This is a genomic window from Streptomyces peucetius (assembly GCF_025854275.1).
Lineage (GTDB): Bacteria > Actinomycetota > Actinomycetes > Streptomycetales > Streptomycetaceae > Streptomyces > Streptomyces peucetius_A.
On the sequence record NZ_CP107567.1, the window covers coordinates 1,778,505 to 1,804,483 of the forward strand.

28 protein-coding genes and 1 pseudogene are annotated in these 25,979 nt (G+C 70.1%); 12 read left to right on the forward strand and 17 right to left on the reverse strand.

Annotation, left to right across the window (positions count from 1 at the left end; all coding sequences use genetic code 11):
• Nucleotides 1-5 precede the first annotated feature (5 nt).
• The 3 genes from OGH68_RS08210 to OGH68_RS08220 all read left to right on the forward strand — a co-directional run bounded on the left by OGH68_RS08210 (nucleotide 6) and on the right by OGH68_RS08220 (nucleotide 2,395).
• The gene (locus OGH68_RS08210) at nucleotides 6-830 is read left to right on the forward strand and encodes an NAD-dependent epimerase/dehydratase family protein (RefSeq protein WP_264242671.1); all 825 of its coding nucleotides are present in this window, start codon (nucleotides 6-8) and stop codon (nucleotides 828-830) included.
• 98 nt (nucleotides 831-928) lie between these two features.
• On the forward strand, nucleotides 929-1,147 hold the full coding sequence (locus tag OGH68_RS08215; protein WP_264242672.1) for a hypothetical protein: 219 nt from the start codon (nucleotides 929-931) through the stop codon (nucleotides 1,145-1,147).
• Between the two features lie 45 nt (nucleotides 1,148-1,192).
• Entirely contained in the window at nucleotides 1,193-2,395 is a 1,203-nt protein-coding gene (locus OGH68_RS08220; RefSeq protein ID WP_264242673.1) for a TerD family protein, read from the forward strand.
• Between the two features lie 73 nt (nucleotides 2,396-2,468).
• On the opposite strand, the gene OGH68_RS08225 is transcribed toward OGH68_RS08220, so the two are convergent.
• Entirely contained in the window at nucleotides 2,469-2,699 is a 231-nt protein-coding gene (locus tag OGH68_RS08225; protein ID WP_264242674.1) for a hypothetical protein, read from the reverse strand.
• A 193-nt stretch (nucleotides 2,700-2,892) separates the two neighbouring features.
• Between OGH68_RS08225 and OGH68_RS08230 the strand changes: the two genes are divergently transcribed.
• The gene (locus tag OGH68_RS08230) at nucleotides 2,893-3,657 is read left to right on the forward strand and encodes an SDR family NAD(P)-dependent oxidoreductase (protein ID WP_264242675.1); all 765 of its coding nucleotides are present in this window, start codon (nucleotides 2,893-2,895) and stop codon (nucleotides 3,655-3,657) included.
• A gap of 216 nt (nucleotides 3,658-3,873) precedes the next feature.
• On the opposite strand, the gene OGH68_RS08235 is transcribed toward OGH68_RS08230, so the two are convergent.
• Nucleotides 3,874-5,391 (reverse strand): hypothetical protein, encoded by a 1,518-nt coding sequence (locus OGH68_RS08235; RefSeq protein WP_264242676.1) that lies wholly within the window; start codon nucleotides 5,389-5,391, stop codon nucleotides 3,874-3,876.
• Nucleotides 5,392-5,669: 278 nt separating this feature from the next.
• Here OGH68_RS08235 and OGH68_RS08240 point away from each other — a divergent pair, with 278 nt between their 5' ends.
• Nucleotides 5,670-7,538, forward strand: a complete 1,869-nt coding sequence (locus OGH68_RS08240) for an endonuclease/exonuclease/phosphatase family protein (protein WP_264242678.1) — start codon at nucleotides 5,670-5,672, stop codon at nucleotides 7,536-7,538.
• A gap of 30 nt (nucleotides 7,539-7,568) precedes the next feature.
• Here the strand turns inward: OGH68_RS08240 and OGH68_RS08245 are convergent.
• Nucleotides 7,569-7,790: pseudogene (locus OGH68_RS08245) on the reverse strand (DUF4232 domain-containing protein); the annotation flags it as partial.
• 306 nt (nucleotides 7,791-8,096) lie between these two features.
• On the opposite strand from OGH68_RS08245, the gene dapA reads away from it, so the two are divergent.
• Nucleotides 8,097-9,017, forward strand: a complete 921-nt coding sequence (gene dapA / locus OGH68_RS08250; RefSeq protein WP_264242679.1) for a 4-hydroxy-tetrahydrodipicolinate synthase — start codon at nucleotides 8,097-8,099, stop codon at nucleotides 9,015-9,017.
• On the opposite strand, the gene OGH68_RS08255 is transcribed toward dapA, so the two are convergent.
• The 4 genes from OGH68_RS08255 to OGH68_RS08270 form a co-directional block, all read right to left on the reverse strand.
• Entirely contained in the window at nucleotides 9,002-9,205 is a 204-nt protein-coding gene (locus OGH68_RS08255) for a hypothetical protein (RefSeq protein WP_264249970.1), read from the reverse strand. The genes dapA and OGH68_RS08255 overlap by 16 nt on opposite strands.
• Before the next feature lie 204 nt (nucleotides 9,206-9,409).
• Nucleotides 9,410-10,453: a tyrosine-type recombinase/integrase gene (locus OGH68_RS08260; RefSeq protein WP_413470951.1), complete on the reverse strand. Its 1,044-nt coding sequence runs from the start codon at nucleotides 10,451-10,453 to the stop codon at nucleotides 9,410-9,412.
• Nucleotides 10,350-10,790, reverse strand: a complete 441-nt coding sequence (locus OGH68_RS36375; RefSeq protein WP_413470952.1) for an MSMEG_6728 family protein — start codon at nucleotides 10,788-10,790, stop codon at nucleotides 10,350-10,352. The genes OGH68_RS08260 and OGH68_RS36375 overlap by 104 nt, the downstream gene beginning before the upstream one ends.
• 70 nt (nucleotides 10,791-10,860) lie before the next feature.
• Entirely contained in the window at nucleotides 10,861-11,313 is a 453-nt protein-coding gene (locus OGH68_RS08270) for a DUF4383 domain-containing protein (RefSeq protein ID WP_264242681.1), read from the reverse strand.
• Nucleotides 11,314-11,614: 301 nt separating this feature from the next.
• Here OGH68_RS08270 and OGH68_RS08275 point away from each other — a divergent pair, with 301 nt between their 5' ends.
• Entirely contained in the window at nucleotides 11,615-11,890 is a 276-nt protein-coding gene (locus tag OGH68_RS08275) for a hypothetical protein (RefSeq protein ID WP_264242682.1), read from the forward strand.
• Nucleotides 11,891-12,547: 657 nt separating this feature from the next.
• Here the strand turns inward: OGH68_RS08275 and dapD are convergent.
• Nucleotides 12,548-13,540: a 2,3,4,5-tetrahydropyridine-2,6-dicarboxylate N-succinyltransferase gene (gene dapD / locus OGH68_RS08280; RefSeq protein WP_264242683.1), complete on the reverse strand. Its 993-nt coding sequence runs from the start codon at nucleotides 13,538-13,540 to the stop codon at nucleotides 12,548-12,550.
• Between the two features lie 103 nt (nucleotides 13,541-13,643).
• Between dapD and OGH68_RS08285 the strand changes: the two genes are divergently transcribed.
• Nucleotides 13,644-14,729: a hypothetical protein gene (locus OGH68_RS08285; RefSeq protein WP_264242684.1), complete on the forward strand. Its 1,086-nt coding sequence runs from the start codon at nucleotides 13,644-13,646 to the stop codon at nucleotides 14,727-14,729.
• Nucleotides 14,730-14,764: 35 nt separating this feature from the next.
• Here OGH68_RS08285 and OGH68_RS08290 read toward each other — a convergent pair whose 3' ends face one another.
• The 9 genes from OGH68_RS08290 to OGH68_RS08330 all read right to left on the reverse strand — a co-directional run bounded on the left by OGH68_RS08290 (nucleotide 14,765) and on the right by OGH68_RS08330 (nucleotide 21,835).
• Complete coding sequence (locus OGH68_RS08290; protein ID WP_264242685.1) at nucleotides 14,765-15,130, reverse strand: VOC family protein; 366 nt, start codon at nucleotides 15,128-15,130, stop codon at nucleotides 14,765-14,767.
• 77 nt (nucleotides 15,131-15,207) lie between these two features.
• Nucleotides 15,208-15,546, reverse strand: coding sequence for a metal-sulfur cluster assembly factor (locus OGH68_RS08295; RefSeq protein WP_264242686.1), 339 nt, complete (start codon nucleotides 15,544-15,546; stop codon nucleotides 15,208-15,210).
• Nucleotides 15,543-16,007 (reverse strand): Fe-S cluster assembly sulfur transfer protein SufU, encoded by a 465-nt coding sequence (sufU, locus tag OGH68_RS08300; RefSeq protein ID WP_264242687.1) that lies wholly within the window; start codon nucleotides 16,005-16,007, stop codon nucleotides 15,543-15,545. The genes OGH68_RS08295 and sufU overlap by 4 nt, the downstream gene beginning before the upstream one ends.
• An 8-nt stretch (nucleotides 16,008-16,015) precedes the next feature.
• A complete protein-coding gene (locus tag OGH68_RS08305) occupies nucleotides 16,016-17,272 on the reverse strand; it encodes a cysteine desulfurase (protein ID WP_264242688.1) in 1,257 nt (418 codons plus the stop codon).
• A complete protein-coding gene (gene sufC, locus OGH68_RS08310; protein WP_264242689.1) occupies nucleotides 17,269-18,033 on the reverse strand; it encodes a Fe-S cluster assembly ATPase SufC in 765 nt (254 codons plus the stop codon). Before sufC ends, OGH68_RS08305 begins: the two co-directional genes overlap by 4 nt.
• 7 nt (nucleotides 18,034-18,040) lie before the next feature.
• Nucleotides 18,041-18,358 (reverse strand): non-heme iron oxygenase ferredoxin subunit, encoded by a 318-nt coding sequence (locus tag OGH68_RS08315; protein WP_005319006.1) that lies wholly within the window; start codon nucleotides 18,356-18,358, stop codon nucleotides 18,041-18,043.
• Nucleotides 18,358-19,554 carry a Fe-S cluster assembly protein SufD gene (gene sufD, locus OGH68_RS08320; RefSeq protein ID WP_264242690.1) on the reverse strand — a complete coding sequence of 399 codons (1,197 nt, stop codon included), beginning with the start codon at nucleotides 19,552-19,554 and terminating at the stop codon, nucleotides 18,358-18,360. The genes OGH68_RS08315 and sufD overlap by 1 nt, the downstream gene beginning before the upstream one ends.
• Before the next feature lie 62 nt (nucleotides 19,555-19,616).
• Nucleotides 19,617-21,038: a Fe-S cluster assembly protein SufB gene (gene sufB / locus OGH68_RS08325; RefSeq protein WP_264242691.1), complete on the reverse strand. Its 1,422-nt coding sequence runs from the start codon at nucleotides 21,036-21,038 to the stop codon at nucleotides 19,617-19,619.
• Nucleotides 21,035-21,835, reverse strand: a complete 801-nt coding sequence (locus OGH68_RS08330; RefSeq protein WP_264242692.1) for a helix-turn-helix transcriptional regulator — start codon at nucleotides 21,833-21,835, stop codon at nucleotides 21,035-21,037. The genes sufB and OGH68_RS08330 overlap by 4 nt, the downstream gene beginning before the upstream one ends.
• Nucleotides 21,836-22,052: 217 nt before the next feature.
• Here OGH68_RS08330 and OGH68_RS08335 point away from each other — a divergent pair, with 217 nt between their 5' ends.
• From OGH68_RS08335 to OGH68_RS08350, 4 genes are read left to right on the forward strand one after another with little or no spacing between them, the layout of a single operon-like run.
• Nucleotides 22,053-22,979, forward strand: coding sequence for an ABC transporter ATP-binding protein (locus OGH68_RS08335; protein WP_264242693.1), 927 nt, complete (start codon nucleotides 22,053-22,055; stop codon nucleotides 22,977-22,979).
• Nucleotides 22,976-23,743: an ABC transporter permease gene (locus OGH68_RS08340; protein WP_264242694.1), complete on the forward strand. Its 768-nt coding sequence runs from the start codon at nucleotides 22,976-22,978 to the stop codon at nucleotides 23,741-23,743. Before OGH68_RS08335 ends, OGH68_RS08340 begins: the two co-directional genes overlap by 4 nt.
• Before the next feature lie 48 nt (nucleotides 23,744-23,791).
• Complete coding sequence (locus tag OGH68_RS08345) at nucleotides 23,792-24,925, forward strand: hypothetical protein (RefSeq protein WP_264242695.1); 1,134 nt, start codon at nucleotides 23,792-23,794, stop codon at nucleotides 24,923-24,925.
• A 25-nt stretch (nucleotides 24,926-24,950) separates the two neighbouring features.
• Entirely contained in the window at nucleotides 24,951-25,922 is a 972-nt protein-coding gene (locus OGH68_RS08350) for a COX15/CtaA family protein (RefSeq protein WP_264249972.1), read from the forward strand.
• Nucleotides 25,923-25,979 lie beyond the last annotated feature (57 nt).

The window sequence follows — 25,979 nt, forward strand, 5'->3', positions numbered from 1 at the left end:
CGCCCATGCCAGCTGCCCGTACCGTCCTGCTCACCGGCGCAGCCGGCGGACTCGGCACCCTGATGCGCGGCCTGCTGCCCGCGTACGGCTACGAGCTGCGCCTCTTCGACGCCGTTCCCATCGAGGGTGAGCCGGACGCGATCACCGCCGACCTCGCCGACCGGGCGGCGCTGCGCGAGGCCGTACGGGGCGTCGACGCGGTGATCCACCTCGCGGGCATCTCCCTGGAGGCGTCGTTCGACAAGATCCTGCGCGCCAACATCGAGGGGACGTACAACCTGTACGAGGCCGCGCGTGAGGAGGGCGTGCGGCGCGTGGTCTTCGCCTCCAGCAACCACGCGGTCGGCTATGTCCCGCGCCCGGACGGCGAAGCGCCCTTCGCCCCCGGGGAGCTGATCCCGGTCGAGACCCGCCACCGGCCCGACACCTTCTACGGACTGTCCAAGTGCTTCGGTGAGGATTTGGCGCAGCTGTACTGGGACCGGCACGGACTTCAGACGGTCTCGGTGCGCATCGGCTCCTGTTTCATGGAGCCGACCTCGGTGCGGATGCTGTCCGTCTGGATGAGCCCCGGCGACGGAGCCCGGCTCTTCCACGCCGCCCTCACCGCCGAGGACGTCGGCCACTCGATCGTCTACGGCTCGTCGGCCAACACCCGGCTGTGGTGGGACCTCACGAGCGCGCGGGCGCTCGGCTACGAACCGCAGGACGACTCCGAGCAGTACGCCGCGAAGCTCATCGCCGAGCACGGCGAACTCGCCCCGGACAATCCGGACCACGCCCACCTCGGCGGCCACTTCACGACCCGTCCGCCGCAGTGGCCGCACTGACGGCCGCCCCACCGATGGCCCGGCCTCCTCCCGGGCCCCGGGTCCCACTGCGGCGAAATCCGCGTGCCGCACGGTCGTGGGCCCGCCAGGATGACGGCATGGCGAAACCCTTCGGATTCAGTTACACGCAGCTCGGTGACGGCACGGTCACCATCACCCACCGCGGCCGTGCGGCGGGCACACTGCGCGGCAGCCGCGCGGAGAAGTTCCTGAGGGAGGTCGGGGCGGGGGATGCGCAGCTGGTCATGGCCCGGTGGACCGGCGCGTACAAATTCGGCAATGAGCGGGTGGCGCGAAATCATCCCCGTAACAGGTGACTACGGTAAGGGAACGGTAAAGCGGACTCGCTCGTTACCCCAGTCATGACAGCTATGACCCCCGGCTCGAACATCCCCCTGACCGCCGCGCGCGTGGCGGTGGACGTCGCCGCTCCGGTGCGGCTCGACGTATCGGGCCTGCTGCTCACCGCCGACGGCAAGGTGCGCTCCGACGACGACTTCATCTTCTACAACCAGCCCCAGGGCCCCGGCGTCACCTACCGCTCCGGCGGCGGCACGGCACCCGACGCGATCCTGATCGACACCGCGGCCGTCCCTCCGGGCATCGAGAGGATCGTCGTGACGGCCAGCCCGGACGCGGCCGGCCGGACCTTCCAGGGCATCGAACCCACCGCCACCATCCGCAACGGCGACGACGGCAGCGCGCTCGCCACCTTCACCCCGCCGCAGCTCGGCGCGGAGACGGCGCTGGTCGTCGTCGAGATCTATCTGCGCAACGGCGCGTGGAAGGCCCGCGCCGTCGGCCAGGGCTATGCGAACGGCCTCGCGGGCATCGCCACGGACTTCGGCGTCTCCGTCGACGAGGAACCCGCGGCCCCGGCGGCCCCTCCCGTCGCCGCCGCGCCGCCCGCCGCGCCACGGACGGTGACGCCCCCGCCGCCGCCCTCCGCGCCGCCGGCCGCCCCCGCCGCGCCCCAGGCCGCCACCGGCAAGATCAACCTGGACAAGGGCCGGGTGAACCTCCAGAAGAACCAGACGGTGTCCCTGGTCAAGGGCGGCCGTCCGCTGCTCTCCCAGGTCAAGATGGGCCTCGGCTGGGAGCCCGCCTTCCGCGGCAAGGACATCGACCTCGACGCCTCCGTCATCGCCTACGGCCCGAGCCGCAACCACCTGGACAGCTGCTACTTCGGCAAGCTCTCCATCCTGGGCGGCTCCATCAAGCACTCCGGCGACAACCTCACCGGCGAGGGCGCGGGGGACGACGAGGTCATCGTCGTGGACCTGGGCAGGCTGCCGGCGGACGCCACGGGCCTCGTCTTCACCGTCAACTCCTTTTCCGGCCAGAAGTTCACCGAGGTCGCCAAGGCCTACTGCCGGCTGCTGGACGCCACCACGGGAGAGGAGCTGGTCCGCTTCGACCTGACCGGCGCCGAGCCCCAGACCGGCGTGATGATGGCCAAGCTGATCAAGCAGTTCTCCGGCGAGTGGGAGATGACCGCCATGGGCGACTTCGTGAAGTCGCGCACCGTGCGCGGCATGGTGAAGCCCGCCGCGCAGGCGCTCTGAAAAGGTCCGCCGGGGGCGCCCGTCACGGTGCGACGGGCGCCCCCGGCGAAGGGGCTGTTCAAACGGGACGTGCTCAGAGTTTGGCCAGTTTGGAGAACGGGCTGAGGATGCGGCCCTGCCTGCCGGAGAAGTCGACAAGCACAGCGGCGTTGTCCCCTTCCACGGCGAGGACTCTCCCCAGACCGAACTGGTCGTGGGACACCCTGTCGCCCGCTTCGTAGCACTCGATCGGCGGCTCTTCCAGGGACGGACGGTTGAAGGGGCTGGACGGCAGGTGGCGCCGGGAACCGGCTGACTTTGTCATTGCCCTCAGTATGCGCCCCCGGCCCCGCACCACGCCACGCCCAAGTGCCCCGCAGTGGGTCGGTCACTGCGGTGCCCTGCGCGCTTCAGGCCCTTCGGGGCGCGTCCGGGCCGGCCGATATGTGCCGCTCCCGGGCGGGAGCGTATAAACGCCACTTGAACGCCGTACGTCATCGGAAGAGGCCTTCGCTGTCATGAATCCCCCCGGCAAGGGACGCCGCGTCCTGATCAGCGGAGCGTCCCGGGGCCTCGGCCGCGCCGTCGCCCACGCCTTCGCCGCGAACGGCGACCGCGTCGCCGTCCACTACGGCACCCGCGAGGAAGAGGCCCGCCGCACCCTCGAGGCACTGCCCGGCACGGGCCATGTCCTCGTGGGCGGCGACCTGACCGCCGCGCCCGGCGCGGCGGCCGTCGCCGAACGCGCCGTCGCCGGCCTCGGCGGCATCGACGTCCTCGTCAACAACGCGGCCGTCAACGTGCGACATCCTCTCGCCGAGACGCCGTACGAGGAGTGGGCCGAGATCTGGCAGCGGCACGTTGCCGTGAACCTGCTCGCCACGGCGAATCTCAGCCATTGCGCCGCGCGGCGCATGATCGCGGACGGCACGGGCGGCCGGATCGTCAACATCGGCTCACGCGGGGCGTTCCGTGGCGAGCCGGACCATCCGGCATACGGCGCGACGAAGGCGGCGGTCCACGCGCTGGGCCAGTCCCTGGCGGTCTCCCTGGCGCCCTACGGCATCGGCGTCGCCTCGGTCGCGCCGGGCTTCTTCGAAACGGAACGCGTCGCGGACCGCCTCAAGGGCCCGGAGGGCGACGCCATCCGCGCCCAGAGCCCCTTCGGCCGGGTCGCCTCTGCGGACGAGATCGCGTCGGCGGTCCTGTGGCTGGCATCGCCGGAGGCAGAGTGGTCGTCGGGCACGGTCCTGGACCTCAACGGCGCGTCCCACCTCCGCTGAGCCCTTGGGCGGGCGGCCGACCGGGTCCACGTTTCCGGGCGTGGCCGGGTCCGGGCGCTCCTCGGGCTCGGCCCGGTCCGTGTACTTCTCGGGCGGGGCCCGGTCCGTGTTGCGTGGCGTCCGGGTGCCGCGCTCCAAAGGCCCCGACCCCCGCAACCACCCACCGGCGAAGCCGCACAGGCCCGGCCCACGCCAGGGCCCGGGGTGGCGCGAGCGTCAGCGAGCCGAGCGGGACTTGAAGGCCGCCTTGCGCGCCTCCTTCGCCATGGCCTTGTCCCGGTGCAGCCGCCCCATCGCCTCCAGCACGTCGGCCGTCGCCGGGTGGTCCACCCGCCACGCCGTGTCGAAGAACCCGCTGTGGCGGCCGACCAGCCCCTCCACCAGGTCCTGGAGCTCCGCGGCCTCGCCGCCCGCCGCGAGCTGCGCGGCGATCGTGTCGATGGCCAGCCAGAAGATCATCGACTCGGGCGGCGCCGGCACGTCCCCCGTGCCTCGTTCCGCGAGCCAGACGCGGGCGAGGCCGCCCAGCTGCGGGTCGTCGAGGGCGTCGCGCACGGCGGGCTCCGCGGGCAGGCCGACGAGGGCGAGCGCCTGCTGGCAGTGGAGCCGGCGCAGGGGCGCGCCCTCGTCGTTGCCGCGCGCCGCGGTGAGGAGTTCGCGGGCGGCGTCGGCGGGTGCGCGCCGGGCGAGCCACTGCTCGGTCTCGGCGCGGGCGGAGATCTCGGGGAACTGGGCGAGCCCGTCGAGCAGTACGTCCGCGCCCTTGTCCGCGAGATCGCCCACCGCGGGGGCCTCGACACCGGCCTCCAGCAGCCGGGCCCTGACGCCGTAGAGCCCCAGCGGAGTGAGCCTGACCATGCCGTACCGGGTGACGTCCTCTTCGTCGACGAGAGGGCCGGCGGTGCTCTCCTCCGCCATCAGGGCCTCGTCCACCGGGTGGTAGCGGACGAGCCCGACGGGCTCGAGCAGCCGGAACTGGTCGTCGAGGCGCATCATCGCCTCCGAGACCTGCTCCAGCACGTCGTCGGTCGGCTCGCCCATGTCGTCGGGGACGATCATCGACGCGGCGAGCACGGGCAGCGGGACGGACTCCTCGCCGGCGCCGCCGTCGGTGACCGTCAGCAGGTAGAGGTTGCCGAGCACTCCCTCGAGGAACGCGGCCTCCGCCTCGGGGTCCCAGTTCAGCGCTTCGAGGTCGATCTCGCCGTCGTCGCCGATGACGTCGGTGATGTCCTCGAGCACGGGGGCGATGGCGTCGGCGAAGACGACGTCCAGGGCGTCCTGCCACAGGCCGAGCACGTCCTGCGGCGAACCGCCGGTGACGCGTGCGAGGTTGGCCCCCGCGACGACACCTCCGGTGCCGCTGCCCGATCCGGAACCGGTCTCGGCCCCGGGCTCGAAGCCGGACCCGGACCCGGAGCCCGACCCGGCCCCGGACTCGGAACCCGAAGCCCCCGCGTCTTCGATGTCCACGAGTCCGGTGTCGACGGCGACGCGCCACGCCTCGCTCGCGTACGCGGGGCCGTCGTCGTCCCCGCCCAGACCCAGCGCCTCGGCCGCGGCCGGCAGCTGCTCGTCGACGAGTTCGCCGCCGACGCCGACCCTCGTCCGCGGGTCGGCCCAGCGGGCGAGCCGTACGGCACGGGCCAGCAGCGGGGTGGCCAGCGCGTCCCGCGCCAGCTCCGCGTCCGAGGGCAGCCGTACCGGTGGCAGGGTGGGGCGGTCTTCGGGCATCTGGTGGGTCTCCTCCACGGCGTACCGGATCCGGGCGGCCTTGTGGGCGACTGGACGGGCCCCAGCGTAGACGCAATTCGTGCCGCTTCGCCGCGCCTGCCCGGTACGGCCGCCCGGCCTGCGGCGCGCTCCACCGGTTCATCGGGCCTTCTGCCTCCGTACACCCGCCGGCTCTTGACAAGTGCCCTGCTCAGCCAAGAGATTGACGCGCGTAGAACCCGCCGGGCCGTTCGACCGGGGCCCGCGGACCCCTCATCCCTCACTTCCGGAGAACCTTGATGCCTTCCTCCGTCGTACCGAGAACCACCGCCGTCGCGGCCGTCGTCGCCGCAGCGCTGGCCGCGGGCCTGCTCGCCGGCTCCGCGAGCGCCTCCGCGGCGGACTCCGCCAGCGGAACCGCGACCGCGGCCGACACCTCCCAGGTCCGGATCCACGACATCCAGGGCAGCACCCGCATATCCCCGCTGGTGGGCCGTCAGGTCGCCGACGTGCCGGGCATCGTCACGGGCGTCCGGACCTACGGCTCCAGGGGCTTCTGGTTCCAGGACCCCGAGGGCGACGGCGACCGGGCCACCAGCGAGGGCGTCTTCGTCTACACCGGCTCCTCACCGACCGTCGCGGTCGGCGACCGGGTCACCGTCTCCGGAACGGTCACCGAGTACGTCCCCGGCGGCACGTCCTCCGGCAACCAGTCGCTGACGGAGATCACGCGGCCCACCGTCACCGTGGTCTCCTCCGGCAACGAGGTACCCGAGCCGGTCACCGTCTCCGCGTGGTCGGTGCCCTCCGCGTACGCCCCGGAGGGCGACCCGGCGGCGGGCGGCAGCATCAACGGCCTCACCCTCGCCCCCCGGGCCTACGCCCTGGACTACTACGAGTCGCTCGAGGGTGCCAACATCCGCATCGGCACCTCGCGTGTGGTCGGGGCGACCGACCCGTACGCGGCGCTGTGGGTGACGGTCAAGCCGTGGGAGAACGACAACCGGCGCGGCGGTACCGTCTACGGCTCGTACGACTCGCAGAACACCGGCCGGCTGAAGATCGAGTCCCTGACCCCGCTCGCCCAGCAGCCCTTCCCGAAGGCGAACGTCGGTGACGTCCTCGAGGGCGTCACGGAGGGCCCGCTGGACTTCAACCAGTACGGCGGCTACACGCTCACCGCCCGCAGCCTCGGTACGGTCCACGACCGCGGCCTGGAGCGCGAGAAGACCCGCCCGCAGCGGGACGGCGAGTTGGCGGTGGCCACGTACAACGTGGAGAACCTGGACCCCTCCGACCCGCAGGCGAAGTTCGACGCGCTGGCGAGGGCCGTCGTCGAGAACCTGGCCTCGCCGGACATCCTCGCCCTGGAGGAGATCCAGGACGACACCGGCGCCAAGAACGACGGCACCGTGTCGGCCGCGGGAACGGTCAAGAAGTTCACGGACGCGATCGTCGCGGCGGGTGGTCCGTCGTACGAGTGGCGCGGTATCGACCCGGAGAACAACCAGGACGGCGGCCAGCCCGGCGGCAACATCCGCCAGGTGTTCCTCTTCAACCCGGAGCGGGTCTCCTTCACGGACCGCGCGGGCGGTGACGCGACGACGGCGACCGCTGTCGTTCGCGAGGAGCGCCGGGCCGCTCTGTCCCTGTCCCCGGGCCGTATCGCCCCGGCGAGCGACGCCTGGGAGGACAGCCGCAAGCCGCTGGCCGGCGAGTTCACCTTCCGTGGCCGTACGGTCTTCGTGATCGCCAACCACTTCGGTTCGAAGGGCGGCGACGAGTCGCTGCTCTCGCACCACCAGCCGCCGAACCGTTCCTCCGAGGTGCAGCGCCTGGAGCAGGCGCAGGTGGTGAACGCGTTCGTCAAGGACATCCTGGCGGTCGACCGCAAGGCGGACGTGCTGGTGCTGGGGGACATCAACGACTTCGAGTTCTCCCGGACGACGCAGGCCCTGACGGACGGTGGCGCCCTTTATCCGGCGGTCAAGTCCCTTCCGCGGTCTGAGCGTTACTCGTACGTCTACCAGGGCAACAGCCAGGTGCTGGACCAGATCCTCACCAGCCCGTCGATCCGCCGCTTCAGCTACGACAGCGTGCACATCAACGCGGAGTTCGCGGACCAGAACAGCGACCACGACCCTCAGGTGCTGCGTTTCCGCCCGTAGCCGGGTCGTGTCCGTGGCGGCGCGGGGCCTTCAGCGCAGCAGGTCCCGCGCCCACGCGGTGACGTCGAGGTCCCCCGATGTACCGATGTCCAGCCGGAACGGCAGCGTCTGCGAACTCTCGCCCTCCTTCGGGGTGACCACCAGACAGGCGCCTTCGGTCACGGGGTCGAAGGACGTCACCCGGTTGTTCCAGTTGAGCACCGACTTCACGCTCTGCCCCGGCGCGAGGGTCAGCGGCTTCGGCCCCTGTTCGCGTCCCGCGTCGGTGCAGGGGGTCGTGGGTGACGGTCAGCCGCAGTGGGCCGCGGTCCTCGCCCGGCGACGGCGCGGCGAAGCCGCTCCCGGCGGCCCCCTCGCGACCGCAGCCGCTCAGCGCGCCGGCCGCCATCACCGCCGCCGGCGCCGCCCGCCGTATCGTTTCCGCCATCCCGTTTCCCTCCCCGTCGCCCCGTCCTCGTGCCGATCATGCCGACTACGGCCGATACATCAGCACTGCTTCATGATCAGATGAAGCAGATTTAACTGGAGCTAAGCGGTCCAGGCCCGCAGACTGCGAGCATGACCTCCTCTCCTCCCTTCGGCCGCGCGGTGTGCGCCATGGTCACGCCCTTCGCCGACGACGGTTCCCTCGATCTCGACGGCGCTCAGGAGCTGGCAGCGCGTCTCGTCGACGGCGGCTGCGACGGTCTGGTGCTCTCCGGCACCACCGGCGAGTCGCCGACCACCTCGGACGACGAGAAGGCCGCGCTCGTCCGGGCAGTGGCACAGGCGGTCGGCGGCAGAGCCGCCGTCGTCGCGGGCGTCGGCACCGCGGACACCCGGCACACCGTCGAAGCGGCGCGGGCCGCGCAGGCGGCGGGAGCGGACGGCGTGCTGGTGGTCACCCCGTACTACAGCCGCCCTCCACAGGCCGCCGTGGAGGCGCATTTCCGCCGGGTGGCCGACTCGGTCGGCGTCCCCCTGATGCTGTACGACATCCCCGGCCGCACCGGTACCCGCGTCGAGCCCGACACGATGCTGCGGCTCGCGGAGCATCCGCGCATCGTCGCGGTGAAGGACTGCGCGTACGACCTGCTGGGCAGCTCGAAGGTCATCGCGCGCAGCTCGCTGGCCTACTACTCGGGCTGCGAGGAGCTGAACCTGCCGCTCCGCGCGGTGGGCGGCGCGGGCTTCGTGTCGACCGTGGCCAACGTCGCCGCTCCGCAGCTGCGGGCGGCACTGGACGCGTACGACGCGGGTGACAACGCCCGGGCGACGGCGCTGAACCAGCGCACGCTGCCGCTCGCCGAGCTGATGATGGCGTCCGGCCTGCCGGGCACCGTGACCGCGAAGGCGCTGCTCACCGCGCTGGGCCTGCCGGCCGGTCCGGTGCGCGAGCCGCTGCAGCCCGCCGGTCGCGAGGCGACCGACGGGCTGTTGCGCGCGTACACGGAGCTGACCGGCCACCGTCTCGTGGAGACCTCTCAGTTGCGCACGTAGGTGCTGCCGAGGACCGCCGCGTGCTCCAGGACGTCCTCCAGCGGGTCGTCGATCTGCCCCGTCGAGATCAGCGAGACGCGATGCCCGTTGTGGGCGTCGGTGTGCGTCTCGTCGGCGCGTGCGACCCCGTGCGAGGCCATCGCTGCGAACAGCGCGCACATGCCGAGAGCGGTCAGCCTGGTCTTCATGCCGGTCTTCATGCCGGTCTTCATGCCGGTCTTCATGCCGTTTCCTCGCCCTGCCCGTCCGAAGTGGACCTGGTGACGCTGCGTGTCCGGCCTGCTTATCGTCTGGTACGGCCCGGAAGTTACGCAGAGTCACACGAAGGAAGGGGCGCTCGCCATGTGCCTTGATCAGTTGTGGCTGTTCTGATTGCGATGCAGGTCAAGGGGTCAGCTTGCCCCAGGGGCCGTCTCGGGGCCGTCCTCGGTACTGTCCGGGTCCCGGAAGATGCGATCCACGGCGGCCCGGGTGCGCGCCTCGCTGTTCGGCATCAGGTGCGTGTACGTGCGCAGGGTGAAGCTCGGATCGTGGTGGCCCAGGTACTCGCTCAGTGCCTTGATGCTCTCCCCCGCGTCCAGGAGCACCGAGGCGTAGAAGTGCCGAAGGGCGTGCATGCCGTTCTCGCGTCCGAGGGGAACGCCGGCGGCCGTGAGGGCCGGTCGCCACACATACTGGTTGAAGCGCGTTCGGTGAAGAGCCCGAGCCTTGTTCCGAACGTTGACGAACAGCAGCAAGGACGTCACAGGCGGACCGTCCAGCGTCTTCCAGGGCAGCGTGACCTCTACCGGATCGTGCCTCGTGATGTGATCGGCCAGCGCGAAGGCGACTGTCTCGGGCAAGGGCACGTGACGTTCCTTGCCACCCTTGGGCGGGCCGAAGACCGCCTGTGTGCCTCGAAAGATCTTGACCTGCCGGACGACGTGGACCGTGCCCCCGAGGAAGTCGACGTCTTCGAGCGCCAGGCCGAAGATCTCGCCTTGCCGAAGGCCGCATCCGGCCCCCAGAGTCACCATCTCCTGGTATGCGTTCGGTAGCGCTTCGTGTACCGCTGTCACGCGCTCGAGGGACCAGGGCTTGACCTTGCGCCCATCGAGAGACGGCGCCCGGACGGAGCGAGCGCGGCAGGGAATCTCTGCGATGACTCGGTCTTCCACAGCGGCCGTGAACACGGCGGACACGTTGGCGAAGATCGACCGCCGGTAGGACGCCGCGCGTCCCGTGGCTTCCAGCTCCCGCATCCATGCGCGCAGGTGAGATGGACGGAAGGAGGCCATTGGCCGATCACCGAGGTACGGAAGGGCGTGGACCCGGAGACGGATCTCGACACTCTCACGGGTCACCGGGTCGATGGTGAGTGCCGCCATCCACTGCTTGGCGTACTCGCCGAAGGTCACCGAGCCCGCAGCCGGATCGATGTACCGCCCCTGCGACATGTCCGCTTCGATGTTGGCGAGCCACTGGTCCGCCTTGCGCTTCTGCTTGTCCGGGAAGCTCGTGACGGAATGCGAGGAGATCCGCGACCAGTGTGGCCGCACAGCCGTCCTGATGGCCTTGTTCACGCCACACCTTGCAAACTTCCAGGCCATATCGGACCAGCGCTTCCTCGTATCCCGCCCACATCCGCACTGCTGGATGGTGGCGCCACCCGTAACCCGGCACGACGAGGCCACGAAGGACCTGCAATGCCTCGACCCGCTGTTTTCCAAGTCGGCGACGGTCCAAGACCAGGGCCGAGGATCTGAAGTCGGGGTAGGGCAGGAAAGTCTGCATGCCTTCGCCCCTGCCAGGCAGGGACCTCCTCCTCCTTGTAGGGCGAAAAATCCGCTGCCCGACTCGGCCTTTACCGATCTCCGGTGCCAGTGGTACGTCGGCCGAGGAGAAGCGCAAGACCGACCATGGCGATGCCCAGCACGAAGTGAAGCCAGTCGTCGGCAGTGTTGAGGGGCACGAAGTTGGCGTCACTGTCCTGGCTGACGGCCATGCCGTATATCCACAACGCTAGGTAGATGGCCCCGCCGACGAGCAGATAGCTATACGCAGCGGAAGCGGTACGGGCCAGTGCCAGACCTGCAACCCCGAAAGCCAGGTGGACCAGATTGTGCAGGATGGAAATCTGGAAGATCCCGAACAGCTTGGCACCCGACTCGTGCGAGGCGAATTCCATCGCGCTGTAACTCGTGGTGACACCGGGGATGAAGCCCAGTATGCCCACCAACAGGAATACGGCCCCCACCAGCATAGCGGCCTGCTGCACAGGGGCACGGGCGGTCACGCGGCGTGTATGTGTGGTCATGGTTTGTCGCTCCTCACTGTCTAACGGATGACGAGCATGAAGAAAGCAGGCACTGCGCACGAGTACCACGCCTGGTGCAGAAACCACCTGGACGAGCAACGGCATCGGCGCGCGGCAACAGGTCGATGCCAGAAGAAATCTGTCGGCTTTCCACCGATCGAGCTGCTCGACTTGTTGAAGCCACAAACAAAAAGTGGCCGCCGATTCGTTGGAGTGCGGGTGTTGGTCAAGAAAATGGGCACCCGCCAGCGCGAGGACCGCAGGAAACCCACCCACTACCGACCTATGAGCGGGAGAACACATGAGCGTCAAGAAAATGCACGAGATGGGCATCCGCAGCGAGCACGCCTACATGGCCGCCTTCACTTCCATCGGCCTGACCGTTGCGGCCTGGATGACCAGCCTCAAAGCCGAACCCGGCACTGGGCTCGCCCGCGCCGACCGGTGGGGCATCTTCGTGGGCGAGTGGGCTCCCACGTTCTTCGGCCTCGGCCTCGCCCTGTCCCACTACGAACAGCACGACGGCACCCTCACGGCCAGCGTCCATGAACTCCGGGAGCGCAAGGCGGCTAGCTGAAAAAGGGCTGCAGCAGCCGGAAGCCTCCCCAGTGGTGCCTGCCCGGGCGGGCACCACCGCCATACCATCAGCCCCATTGGGAGATCACGAACGCCTACAGCACCCCGAGGGCCTGGGGCGGAAGTAGGGTGACGGCATGAGCGCGCTACCGATCCGCCCACGCTGTGGGCAGGACTAGATCCATCGGTATCGTTTCACGAGCAATGGAGCGGCGTTCTCCTTGTGCACCGAATGCGACTCCTTGTGATGGCCGCAGGCGGAGACAGCGACGGACATCCCCAATGCATTGTTCCTCGATGATGTCGTGGCAGCCAGACTTGGGGAAGTGGGGAAGAAGGCAACCCGTGGACCGCCCGCGTGTGGGCCGATGTGATTGAACCTCTGCCAGACGCGGGCTGACATCCGCAGCTGACATCAACGACAGCGAACAGCAGCAGCGTGCCGCAGCTTTGGTCGGAGCTACAGCCGCGCTGGGAGGTGTCCCGGGGCCTGCCGGGACGAATTCCTAATGCGGTGCTCACGCACGAGCGCCCTCCCGGGCCGTGCTCGGGCCGTGGAAGGGCGCTCAATGGTGACCAACGTCGACAGGTACCGACAGCTCGGCAGCAGGTCAGGACGTCGACCGATTAGGCGGCCGCAGGTCACGGCCGCCGGTGATCAATTGTGGCTGTGCAGCACGTCGTTGAGTCCGCCCCACACCGCGTTGTTCGGACGGGCCTCGACGGTGCCGGTGACCGAGTTGCGGCGGAAGAGGATGTTGCTCGCGCCGGACAGCTCACGGGCCTTGACGATCTGCCCGTCGGGCATCGTGACGCGGGTGCCCGCCGTGACGTACAGGCCCGCCTCGACGACGCACTCGTTGCCGAGCGCGATGCCGACGCCCGCCTCGGCACCGATCAGGCAGCGCTCGCCGATGGCGATGATCACGTTGCCGCCGCCGGACAGCGTGCCCATGGTCGAGGCGCCGCCGCCGATGTCGGAGCCGTCACCGATGACGACACCTGCGGAGATGCGGCCCTCGACCATCGACGTGCCGAGGGTGCCGGCGTTGAAGTTGACGAAGCCCTCGTGCATGACGGTGGTGCCCTCGGCGAGGTGCGCGCCGAGCCGCACCCGGTCGGCGTCGGCGATGCGCACGCCCTTCGGCGCGACGTAGTCCGTCATCCGCGGGAACTTGTCGATCGACGTGACCTGGAGGTGCAGGCCCTCGGCGCGGGCGTTCAGCCGCACCGTCTCGACCTGGTCCACGGCGACGGGGCCGAGGCTGGTCCACGCCACGTTGGCGAGGAGCCCGAAGACGCCCTCCAGGCTCTGCCCGTGCGGCTTCACGAGCCGGTGGGAGAGCAGGTGCAGACGCAGGTAGGCGTCGTGGGCGTCCAGCGGCTTGTCGTCGAGCGAGGCGATCACGGTGCGCACGGCGACGACCTCGACACCGCGGCGCGCGTCGGGTCCGACGGCCTTCGCGGCGGCCGCGCCGAGGAGCTCGACGGCCCGCTCCGCGGTCAGCCGCTCGGTGCCGGCGGGACCGGGCTCGGCGGCGAGCTCGGGCGCGGGGAACCAGGTGTCGAGAACAACGCCGTCGTCGGTGACGGTGGCGAGTCCGGCGGCGACGGCGCCGGTGGTACGGGGTGCGGAAGACGTGTCGGTCATGACAGGAAACCTAACCGGCGAGGCGGCACCCGGGCCAACCGGTCTCAGGTGCCGGGCGCTACGGTGTGCCGTCCGAACAGCAGAAACACTCGGGGGGCGAACGATGACCCACGGAAACACACCGCCGTACGCAGGACCGCCCGGGCCGTATCCGGGCCCGCCGCCCGGCTGGGGCGGCTGGATCCCGCCGAGACCCGGCGTCATACCGCTCGCACCGCTCGGCTTCGGCGACATCCTGGGCGGGGCCTTCTCGACGATCGGCCGCCACTGGAAGCAGTTGCTGGCCATGGCGCTGGCCGCGTACGGCATGGCGCTCGTGGTCGTCGGCGCGGTCATCGGTGTCGCGTACCTGGCGCTTTCCGACCGGCTCGACCGGATGCTCGACTCCGATACCGCACCCGGCTGGGACGACGTCTGGCCGCTCGTCGTCGGTTTCGGCGCGGTGTACCTCATCGGCATGTTCGTGATGCTGGTCGCCAACGCCCTGATCTACGCGAGCTGCCCGGCCGTCCTCCAGGACGCCGTCCTCGGCCGCCCGTCCACATTCGGCGTGATCTGGCGCCGCAGCGTGCGGCGTGTGTGGTCGGTGCTCGGCACCGTCCTTCTCACGGCCCTGATCGTGGCGGTCCCTGTCGCCCTGACGGCAGTGGCCTTCTTCTCGGTGTTCCTCTCGCTCATGGTGTTCAGCCTGGGCGAGGACGGCGGCGGCTACGGCTGGCTGTCCCTGATCGGCGTCCTCGGCATGCTGGCCACCGCCCCGCTGGCCGTCTGGCTCTGGGTGAAGTTCAGCCTCGCCCCGGCCGCGGCCGTCTTCGAGGGGCAGGGCACGATCGCGGCGATGACCCGTTCCTCACGGCTGGTGCAGGGTGCCTGGTGGCGGATCTTCGGCATCTCCCTGCTGGCCACGCTCATGGCGGGGGTGGCCGGCTTCATCATCCAGATGCCGTTCTCGTTCGCCAACGTGTTCGCGCCGGGTCTCACACAGGACCTGTCCAGCAGCGGGGCCGCCGTCACGGCCGTGATCGTCATCATGGTGTTCAGCCTGCTCAGCTCACTGATCGGCCGTATCCTCACGGCCGCGTTCCCGCAGCTGGTGGTGAGCCTTCTCTACGTCGACCAGCGCATCCGCAGGGAGAACCTGGCCCCTGCCCTCGCGCAGGCGGCCTCCGAGCCGCCTGCCGCCGGGTGAGGGACCGCGTTGCGACGCAGCCGGGAGACAGGGCGTTAGTCGAGCAGCGTCTTCTTCGGGCGCAGCACACAGAACTCGTTCCCCTCGGGGTCGGCGAGGACGACCCAGGTGGCGTCCTCGTCCTGCCCGACGTCCACGCGGCGCGCGCCGAGCCCGACGATCCTCGCCACCTCGGCGTCCCGGTCGTCGGGGCTCAGGTCGAGGTGCAGGCGGTTCTTGACCTTCTTGTCCTCGGGCACGGTGAGGAACACGATGCCCGGCAGCGCGCTCGCGTCGGCCCCGATGATGATCTCTTCGGGGTCCTCGTAGACGATCTGCCAGTCCAGGACCTCTGCCCAGAACCGGGCGAGCTTCGGGGCGTCGTGACAGTCGATCGCGATCTGGTACAGAGAAACGGCCATGCCGGCCAGTTTGCCCTGGCAGGCACGGCCGTCTCATGCGTTTCGGACATCGTTTCCGATGGCCGAAACGCAAGGGCTCAGACGTTGAAGCCGAGCGCGCGCAGCTGCTCCCGGCCGTCGTCCGTGATCTTGTCCGGGCCCCACGGCGGCATCCAGACCCAGTTGATCTTCAGCTCGTTGACGATGCCGTCGGTCGCGGACTTCGCCTGGTCCTCGATCACGTCGGTCAGCGGACAGGCCGCGGACGTCAGCGTCATGTCCAGCGTCGCGACGTTGGAGTCGTCGATGTGGATGCCGTAGATGAGGCCGAGGTTGACGACGTCGATGCCCAGCTCGGGGTCCACGACGTCGTACAGCGCCTCGCGGACCTCTTCCTCGGACGCCGGCTTGACGGCAACTGTCTCGTTCTCGCTCATGCGGTCTTCCTCTCCGCGACGTCACCCATCACCTGGGCCGTCGCGTCCTTCCACGCCATCCAGCTGAGCAGCGCGCACTTCACACGGGCGGGGTACTTGGAGACACCGGCGAACGCGACCGCGTCCTCCAGCACCTCCTCCATCGCGTCGTCCGGCTCGATCTGGCCCTTGGACTGCATCAGCTCCAGGAACGTGCCCTGGATCTTCTGCGCGTCCGCGAGCTCCTTGCCGACCAGTAGTTCGTTCAGCACGGAGGCGCTGGCCTGGCTGATGGAGCAGCCCTGGCCCTCGTAGGACACGTCCTCGATGCGCGATCCGTCGTACTTCACCCGGAGCGTGATCTCGTCGCCGCACGTCGGATTGACGTGGTGCACCTCGGCGTCGCCGTCCCGCAAGCCCCGACCGTGCGGATGCTTGTAGTGGTCCAGGATGACGTCCTGGTACATCGAATCCAGCTTCACATCGTCCCCTAGCCGAAGAAGTTCCGGACGTGCTCCAGGCCGTCGACCAGAGCATCGACCTCTGCCGGCGTGGAGTACAGATAGAACGACGCTCGCGTGGTCGCAGGAATTCCGTACCGCAGGCAGACCGGGCGCGCGCAGTGGTGACCCACGCGGACCGCGATGCCCTGCTCGTCGAGGACCTGGCCGACGTCATGGGGGTGGATGTCGCCGAGCGTGAAGGAGATCGCCGCGCCGCGGTCCTCGGCCGTCGTCGGGCCGATGATCCGCAGGTCCGGGACCTCCAGGAGCCGCTTCACCGCGTACTCGGTGAGCGCGTGCTCGTGCTGGGCGATCTTGTCCATGCCGATCGAGGAAAGGTAGTCCACGGCCGCGCCGAGGCCGACGGCCTGTGCGATCGGTGGCGTACCGGCCTCGAACTTGTGCGGCGCGGGAGCGTACGTCGACGAGTGCATCGACACGGTCTCGATCATCTCGCCGCCGCCGAGGAACGGCGGGAGGTCCTCCAGGAGCTCCTGCCGGCCCCACAGCACGCCGATGCCGGTCGGGCCGCACATCTTGTGGCCGGTGAACGCCACGAAGTCGGCCTGCAGTGCCTGCACGTCCAGCACCATGTGCGGCGCGGCCTGCGAGGCGTCGATCAGCACCAGCGCGCCGACGTCCTGGGCCCGGCGGACGATCGCCTCGACCGGGTTGACCGTGCCCATGATGTTGGAGACCAGCGTGAAGGAGACGATCTTCGTCTTCTCCGTGATGACCTCTTCGATGTTCGACAGGTCGAGCCGGCCGTCGTCGGTGAGGCCGAACCACTTCAGCTTCGCGCCGGTGCGCTGCGCCAGCAGCTGCCACGGCACGATGTTGGAGTGGTGCTCCATCTCCGTGATGACGACCTCGGTCTCGCTGTCGACACGGTACGGCTCGTCGGCCCAGCCGAGCATGTTGGCCACGAGGTTGAGCGACTCGGAGGCGTTCTTGGTGAAGATGACCTCGTCGCGGCTCGGCGCGTTGATGAACGCGGCGACCTTGTCGCGGGCACCCTCGTACAGCGCCGTGGCCTCCTCGGCGAGCACATGCACACCGCGGTGGACGTTGGCGTTGTGCCGCTCGTAGTACCCGCTGAGTACGTCGATCACCTGGCGCGGCGTCTGGGAGGTCGCCGCGTTGTCCAGGTAGACGAGCTTCTTGCCGTCGTGGAGCACCCGGTCGAGGATCGGGAAGTCCTTACGGATCGCCTCTGTGTCCAGGAGGCCCGGCAGCTGTGTCACGCGGTGACTCCTCCCTTGGTGTACGACTCGTAGCCCTCGTTCTCGAGCTTGTCGGCCAGCTCGGGGCCGCCCGACTCGACGATCCGGCCGTTCGCGAAGACGTGCACGCGGTCGGGCTTGATGTAGCGCAGGATGCGCGTGTAGTGCGTGATCAGCAGGGTGCCGACCTCGCCGCTCTCACGGACGCGGTTGACGCCCTCGGAGACGATGCGCAGGGCGTCGACGTCCAGGCCGGAGTCGGTCTCGTCGAGGACCGCGATCTTCGGCTTGAGCAGCTCCAGCTGAAGGATCTCGTGGCGCTTCTTCTCACCGCCGGAGAAGCCCTCGTTGACGTTGCGCTCGGCGAAGGAGGGGTCCATGTTGAGGCGCTCCATGGCCTCCTTGACCTCCTTCACCCAGGTACGCAGCTTGGGGGCCTCGCCGCGGATGGCGGTGGCGGAGGTGCGCAGGAAGTTGGAGACCGAGACACCGGGGACCTCGACCGGGTACTGCATGGCGAGGAAGACGCCGGCGCGGGCACGCTCGTCGACGCTCATCTCCAGGACGTCCTCGCCGTCCAGGGTGACGGTGCCGCTGGTGATCGTGTACTTGGGGTGGCCGGCCAGCGAGTAGGCGAGCGTCGACTTGCCGGAGCCGTTGGGGCCCATGATGGCGTGGGTCTCGCCCTGCTTCACGGTCAGGTCGACGCCCTTGAGGATCTCCCGGGAAGCGTTGTCGGCTTCGACGGAGACGTGCAGGTCGCGGATTTCAAGCGTTGCCATGGGTGACTCAGGACTCCTGGGTGACGGAGACGAGCACATCGTCCCCTTCGATCTTGACGGGGTATACGGGGACGGGGCGCGTCGCGGGAAGACCGGACGGCTTGCCGGTACGGAGGTCGAAGGCACTGCCGTGGAGCCAGCACTCGATCTGGCAGTCCTCGACCTCACCCTCCGACAGCGAGACGTTCGCGTGCGAGCAGATGTCGTGGATGGCGAACACCTCGCCCTCGGTCCGCACCACGGACACCGGCGTGCCGTCGAGTTCCACCCGCTTCGGGGTGTCCTCCTCCAGCTCGCTCAGCGCACAGGCTTTGACGAAGGCCATCAGGCTGACGCCTCCTGGACCGACGCCTCCAGCTCGGCGTCGATCTTGGCGAGCAGGCGCTCCTCGACGTCCGGCAGACCGATCTGCTGGACCAGCTCGGCGAAGAAGCCGCGGACGACCAGTCGCCGTGCCTCGGCCTCGGGGATGCCGCGGGCCATCAGGTAGAACAGCTGCTCGTCGTCGAAGCGGCCGGTGGCCGAGGCGTGACCGGCGCCGGCGATCTCGCCGGTCTCGATCTCGAGGTTCGGCACCGAGTCGACCCGCGCGCCGTCCGTGAGGACGAGGTTGCGGTTCATCTCGTAGGTGTCGGTGCCCTCTGCCACGGCCCGGATGAGCACGTCGCCGATCCACACCGCGTGCGCGTCGTCGCCCTGCAGCGCGCCCTTGTACACGGCGTTCGACTTGCAGTGCGGCATGTTGTGGTCGACGAGGAGGCGGTGCTCCTGGTGCTGGCCCCTGTCGGTGAAGTACAGGCCCAGCAGCTCGGCCTCACCGCCGGGGCCGGCGTAGGCGACCCGCGGGTGGAGCCGAACGAGGTCGCCGCCGAAGGTGACCACGACCGACTTGAAGGAGGCGTCCCGGCCGACCAGCGCGTTGTGCTGGGCGACGTGCACGGCCTTGTCGTCCCAGTCCTGGACGGAGACGACGGTCAGCTTGGCTCCGTCACCGAGGACGTAGTCGACGTTGGCGGCCAGCACGGCGTCGCCGGTGTGGTCGATGACCACGAGCGCCTCCGCGAAGGCGCCGAGCTCGATCACCTGGTGGCCGAAGGCGGTGCCGCCCTCGCCGTGCACCGCGATACGGATCGGCTCGGTGAGCACGGTCTCCTTCGGCACGCTCACCACGGTGGCCTGCTCGAAGGAGGAGTACGCCTGGGCGGCGACCCGGTCCACCGGGGTGCCGGCCCGGCCGACGCGCGCGTCGTCACGGCCGACCGTCTCGACCATGACGCCGTCGGGGGCGTCGATCGCGACCTTGAGGGCGTTGCCGGTGGCGACGGCGGTGCCGTCGTGCAGTCCGGCGAGGCGCTCCAGCGGAGTGAAGCGCCACTCCTCCTCGCGGCCGTGGGGGACCGGGAAGTCCGCCACGTCGAACGACGGGGGCGCACTCATGCGGGTGGCGACGGTCGACTCGGCGGCCACCGCGATCGAACCGGCGGTGGTGGAGCCCACCGGGATGTTCTGAGCCTCAGCCATGGCTGTCGTCTTGCTCTCTTCCTACGTCAGAAGTCAGTCGCTGCTTACGGTCACGGAGGGCGTCAGCCCACCGAGCCCTCCATCTGCAGCTCGATCAGCCGGTTGAGCTCCAGCGCGTACTCCATGGGGAGTTCCTTGGCGATCGGCTCGACGAAGCCACGCACGATCATGGCCATCGCCTCGAACTCGGTCATACCGCGGCTCATCAGGTAGAAGAGCTGGTCCTCCGAGACCTTGGAGACGGTCGCCTCGTGGCCCATGGAGACGTCGTCCTCGCGGACGTCGACGTACGGGTAGGTGTCCGAACGCGAGATCGTGTCGACCAGCAGAGCGTCGCAGAGCACGTTGGACTTCGCACCCGGCGCGCCCTCGCCGATCTCGATCAGACCGCGGTAGGACGTGCGGCCGCCGCCTCGCGCCACCGACTTGGAGACGATGTTGGACGAGGTGTTCGGGGCCATGTGGACCATCTTGGCGCCGGCGTCCTGGTGCTGGCCCTCGCCCGCGAAGGCGATGGACAGGGTCTCGCCCTTGGCGTGCTCGCCCATCAGGTAGACGGCCGGGTACTTCATGGTCACCTTGGAGCCGATGTTGCCGTCGACCCACTCCATGGTCGCGCCCTCGTACGCCACGGCGCGCTTGGTGACCAGGTTGTAGACGTTGTTCGACCAGTTCTGGATGGTCGTGTAGCGGCAGCGGCCGCCCTTCTTGACGATGATCTCCACCACGGCGCTGTGCAGCGAGTCGGAGGAGTAGATCGGCGCGGTGCAGCCCTCGACGTAGTGGACGTAGGCGTCCTCGTCGACGATGATCAGCGTCCGCTCGAACTGGCCCATGTTCTCCGTGTTGATACGGAAGTAGGCCTGCAGCGGGATGTCCACGTGGACGCCCTTGGGGACGTAGATGAACGACCCGCCGGACCACACGGCCGTGTTCAGCGACGCGAACTTGTTGTCACCGACCGGGATGACGGTGCCGAAGTACTCCTGGAAGAGCTCCGGGTGCTCCTTCAGCGCGGTGTCGGTGTCGAGGAAGATGACGCCCTGCTCCTCCAGGTCCTCGCGGATCTGGTGGTAGACGACCTCGGACTCGTACTGCGCGGCGACACCGGCGACCAGGCGCTGCTTCTCCGCCTCGGGGATGCCGAGCTTGTCGTACGTGTTCTTGATGTCCTCGGGCAGGTCCTCCCACGAGGCGGCCTGCGCCTCGGTGGAACGCACGAAGTACTTGATGTTGTCGAAATCGATGCCCGAGAGGTCGGAGCCCCAGCTCGGCATGGGCTTCTTGTCGAAGAGGCGCAGACCCTTCAGCCGCAGCTTCAGCATCCACTCCGGCTCGTTCTTCTTCGCGGAGATGTCGCGGACGACGTCCTCGTTCAGACCGCGCTTCGCGGCTGCGCCGGCCGCGTCGGAGTCGGCCCAGCCGAATTCGTACTTACCCAGGCCCTCGAGTTCGGGGTGGGCAGTCTCCGTGGGGAGAGTCATGCGGGGTTCCTCCCGGCCGTGCTTGCAGAAGCTGATGGTGTGGTGCTGGTCTGTGTGGTGCTGTCCTGCGGCGCGGTGCCCGGCGGCGAGGTGCCGCTCTGGGGCGCGCCGCGCGGGATGAACGTCGTGCAGACGCCATCGCCGTGGGCGATGGTGGCGAGCCGCTGGACATGCGTCCCGAGGAGCTTCGAGAAGAACTCGGTCTCGGCCTCGCACAGCTGCGGGTACTTCTCAGCCGCGTGGGCGACCGGGCAGTGGTGCTGGCAGAGCTGCTCGCCGACCGGTGCGCTGCGAGCCGTAGCAGCGTACCCGTCGGCGCTGAGCGCCTTGGCCAGCGCTTCGGTGCGTGCCTCGGGAGCGGCGGACTCGACGGCCGCGCGGTACGCCCCGGACTGGGCCTCGATCCGGTCCCGGGCGAAGGCGGCGACCGCGGCCTCCCCGGCCGCCCCTCCTCCGGCGGACCGCTCGATCCAGCGCAGGGCGTCCACCGCCAGCGTGTCGTACGACTGGTCGAAGGCGTCCCGGCCGCAGTCGGTCAGTGCGAACACCTTGGCGGGCCTGCCGCGGGTGCGGGCGCCGTAGACGCGCTGCTCGCGCGGCTCCACGACGTTCTCCGAGACAAGGGTGTCGAGGTGGCGGCGGACGGCCGCCTGGGTGAGTCGCAGGCGGCCCGCGAGGTCGGCCACGGTGGACGGGCCGTGGTCCAGGATGGAGCGCGCGACGCGGTTGCGGGTGGAGTGATCCGACCGCAGACCCGCCGCGAGTTCCTCCTGGGGAGCCTCGCCAACGTTTTTCACAACGCCATTGTTGCGTAATTCCTCAGAGACTGACAAGCGGCGCCCGGAGCAGCGCGCGGTGCCGTGCGTCACTTAGGCAAACCTAAGCTGACCTGCGGAAATGATCACCGGGGGCCCAGCAGGCCAGGTCGGACGGGCACCGGCGCGCACTCGCCCTCGGGGGCCACCGGGGAACCCGCGGGCCGGGCCGCCGCGGCGCGCGCCTAGACTTCCCGGCATGCTGAGCGAGCCTGCCGTCCGGATCCGGGGCCTGGTCAAGCGGTACGGACCCAAGACCGCGGTGGACGGGCTCGACCTCGACGTCGCCACCGGTTCCGTGACCTCCGTCCTGGGGCCCAACGGCGCCGGCAAGACGACCACCATCGAGACCTGCGAGGGCTACTGCCGCGCCGACGCCGGCACCGTGCGGGTCCTCGGACTCGACCCCGTCGCCGACGCCGCGCGGCTGCGGCCCAGGATCGGCGTGATGCTCCAGTCGGGTGGCGTCTACTCCGGCGCCAGGGCCGACGAGATGCTCCGCCACATGGCGAAACTGCACGCCCACCCCCTGGACGTGGACGCTCTCGTCGAACGCCTCGGCCTCGGCAGCTGCGGACGTACCCCCTACCGCCGCCTCTCCGGCGGCCAGCAGCAGCGCCTCGCACTGGCCATGGCCGTCGTCGGCCGCCCCGAGCTGGTCTTCCTCGACGAGCCGACCGCCGGTCTCGACCCGCAGGCCCGCCGCGCCACCTGGGACCTCGTACGGGAACTGCGGGCCGACGGTGTCACCACCGTGCTGACCACGCACTTCATGGACGAGGCGGAGGAGCTCTCCGACGACGTCGCCATCGTCGACGCCGGCCGGGTCGTCGCCCGGGGCAGCACCGAGGAGCTGTGCCGCGGCGGCGCGGAGAACAGCCTGCGCTTCACCGGCCGCCCCGGCCTCGACCTCGGCTCCCTGCTGAAGGCGCTCCCCGACGGGTCGGCGGCCGCCGAGCTGACACCGGGCGCGTACCGGATCACCGGCGACGTCGATCCGCAGCTGCTGGCGACCGTCACCTCCTGGTGCGCCCAGCACGGCGTGCTGCCGCACGGCATCTCGGTGGAACGGCACACCCTCGAAGACGTCTTCCTCGAACTGACGGGCAAGGAGCTGCGCGCATGAGCGCCGGTACGTACACGCCGAAGCCGGGTGCCGCGCCGCTGACCCGCATGATCACCGCACAGGCCGCCTTCGAGACGAAGATGCTGCTGCGCAACGGTGAGCAGCTGCTGCTCACTGTGATCATCCCGTCACTTCTGCTCGTCCTGTTCTCCACCGTCGACATCATCGACACCGGAGAGGGCGCGGCGGTCGACTTCCTCGCCCCCGGCGTCCTCGCCCTCGCCGTCATGTCCACCGCCTTCACGGGCCAGGCCATCGCGACCGGCTTCGAACGGCGCTACGGCGTCCTCAAGCGGCTCGGGGCCTCACCGATCCCCCGCTGGGCCCTGATGACGGCGAAGACGCTCTCCGTCCTGGTGACCGAGGTCCTCCAGATCGTGCTGCTGACCGTGATCGCGTTCGCGCTCGGCTGGTCCCCGCACGGCGGCCCGCTGTCCGTGGTGCTGCTGCTCGTCCTCGGCACCGCGGCCTTCTCCGGCCTCGGGCTGCTGATGGCGGGCGCGCTCAAGGCCGAGGTGACCCTGGCCGCCGCCAACCTCGTCTTCCTGCTGCTGCTCGTCGGCGGCGGGGTGATCGTGCCGCTGGACAGGTTCCCCGGCGGCGTCGCCTCCGTGCTCGGATGGCTGCCGATCTCGGCGCTCTCCGAGGGGCTGCGGGACGTGCTCCAGCACGGCGCCGGCATGCCGTGGGGCAATCTGGGCATCCTCGCCCTCTGGGCGGTGCTCGGACTGGGCGCGGCCGCCCGGACCTTCCGCTGGGAGTGACACGCGCGCCAGGATGACCCTGCCGAGACCCGCACGGTGGGAGGCCGGATGAAGCGCACTGCCCGCACTGCCGCACTGCGACTGGACGCGCAGTGGATGAAGGTCAGAGCCGGCCGGCCCTCCGCCTCCCCCGCGGAACGTGAGCGGATGCTGACCGATCTGATCTCCGCCCTCGCCCCGCACGCCGCGGGCGACCTCTCCCTCGCCGCCAGGCTGAGCCTGCGCTACGGGGACCTCGCCCGCCACCACTTCGACACCGGCAGGCGCACCGACGCGCTCATCGCCGTCGACCAGGCCGTCCTGCGCGGCGCCGAGCCGGCGGAGCACGACGCCGAACACGCCCGCTGGTACGCGCGGGCCCTGATCAGCCAGGCCGTCTACCTCGCCGAACCGCTCAGCGACGAACTGGGCCTGCCCCGCTACCCCTTCCAGCCGCACGGCGAGCAGCCGTGCGCCGAGGACCGCCTGGCGGGACTGGCCGCCGTCGAGGCCACCCACCGGGCGATCGCCGTCTGGGAGCGGCTCGACCGGTCCGATCCGCGCAACCGTGAGGGCCTCGCCCAGGCGTACGTCTTCCTCGGCGACCGGCTGGAGGAGCTCGGCAGGCCGGTCGACGCGGCGGAGTGGGCCGTACGGGCGGAACGCGGGTTCCACGCCGTCTGGCAGGCCCCCGACCCCGCCGAGCGCGCCCACGCCGCCGTCCTCGGCCATCTGCGGGACCAGCTGGAGCGCCGGCTGCGGCGCTGCCCGTTCGAGGGCGGCCTCACCCAGCTGCACAAGCGCGGGCTGCTGCCGGAGCGCCTGGTACCGCTGGCGGTCCTGGCGGCGCGGATCGAGGGCGTCGACCCGCAGGCGATCGCCGAGGGGCTCGGCCTCGAGCGGGCGGAGGTGGGCCGTGTCCTGCGCGCCAGGTCGTGGCGGGCGGTGTGGCGGTTCGACGTGCGCACGGCCGACGGCTCATGGGCACCGCTGGCGCACCCCTGGCGCGGGATGGACGCGGTCACCGACTGCACGGCGGAGGAGGTGGCCGCCGATCTGACGGACGCCTTCCGTACGTCGCCCGGTGTGCCGTCGGCGCCGTGGCGCTTCGCGCTGTGGTGGGAGGAGGAGGACCACCTGGACGGGTCCCGTGTCCGTACGACGTCCGAGGCGTTCGAGGAACCCGCTGCCGACCCCTCGTGAAACCGTGCACAAGCCCCCGCTTACGATAGGGGCCGTGCAGACCCCCCTCGCCCATATCGCCCAGCGCTGGACACCGTCACCCAAAGTCCTGCGGCGCGCCGCGCTTTCCGCCGTCCTGATGACCGTCGTCATCATCGTCACCGGCGGTGCCGTACGGCTGACCGGCTCCGGCCTCGGCTGCGACACCTGGCCCAAGTGCACGGACGACAGCCTCTTCGCCACGCCCGAGCAGGGCATCCACGGCGCGATCGAGTTCGGCAACCGGATGCTGACGTACGTCCTGTCGGCCGCCGTCGGCTGGGCGATCATCGCCGGGCGCTCCGTGAAGCCGCGCCGGCGCGGCCTCGGCCGGCTCGCCTGGGCCCAGTTCTGGATCGTCATGGGCAACGCCGTCCTCGGCGGCATCACGGTGTGGGCGGGCCTCAACCCGTGGACGGTGGCCGGGCACTTCCTGCTGGCGAACGTGCTGCTCACGGTCGCTACGGTGACCTGGGTACGCAGCGGTGAGGGCGACGCGGCCCCCCGCCCGCGGGTCCCGCGGCCGGTCCGCAGGCTCGCGTGGGCGATCGTCGCGGTCTCCGCGGTGCTGATCACCCTCGGCACGACCGTGACCGGCTCCGGCAAGCACGCGGGCGACAGCAGCGACGTCCCGCGCATGCCCTGGGACTGGTCCGCGGCGGCCCACATCCACGCGATCGCCGCGTGGGTGGTGTGCGCGCTGGCCGTCGCGATGTGGCTCCTCCTGCGCGTGGTCGACGCCCCCGACGACATCCGGGCCCGCGCCCGTGACCTGCTGCTGGTGGTGCTGCTGCAAGGGGCGCTCGGGTATGTGCAGTACTTCACCGGGGTGCCGGAGCTGCTGGTCGGTGCGCACATGCTCGGTTCGTCGCTGATGTGGATCGCGGTGCTGAGGCTGGCGCTGAGCCTGCGGGAACGGGAGCGGGTGTCCCCGTCGGCGACACCGACGACCGGCGACCCGGCGCTGAGCCGCGCCTGACGGGACCGGGCCGCTGCGCGGGCCCGTCCCCCACCCCGCCCCTTCCCGAACGGGCTC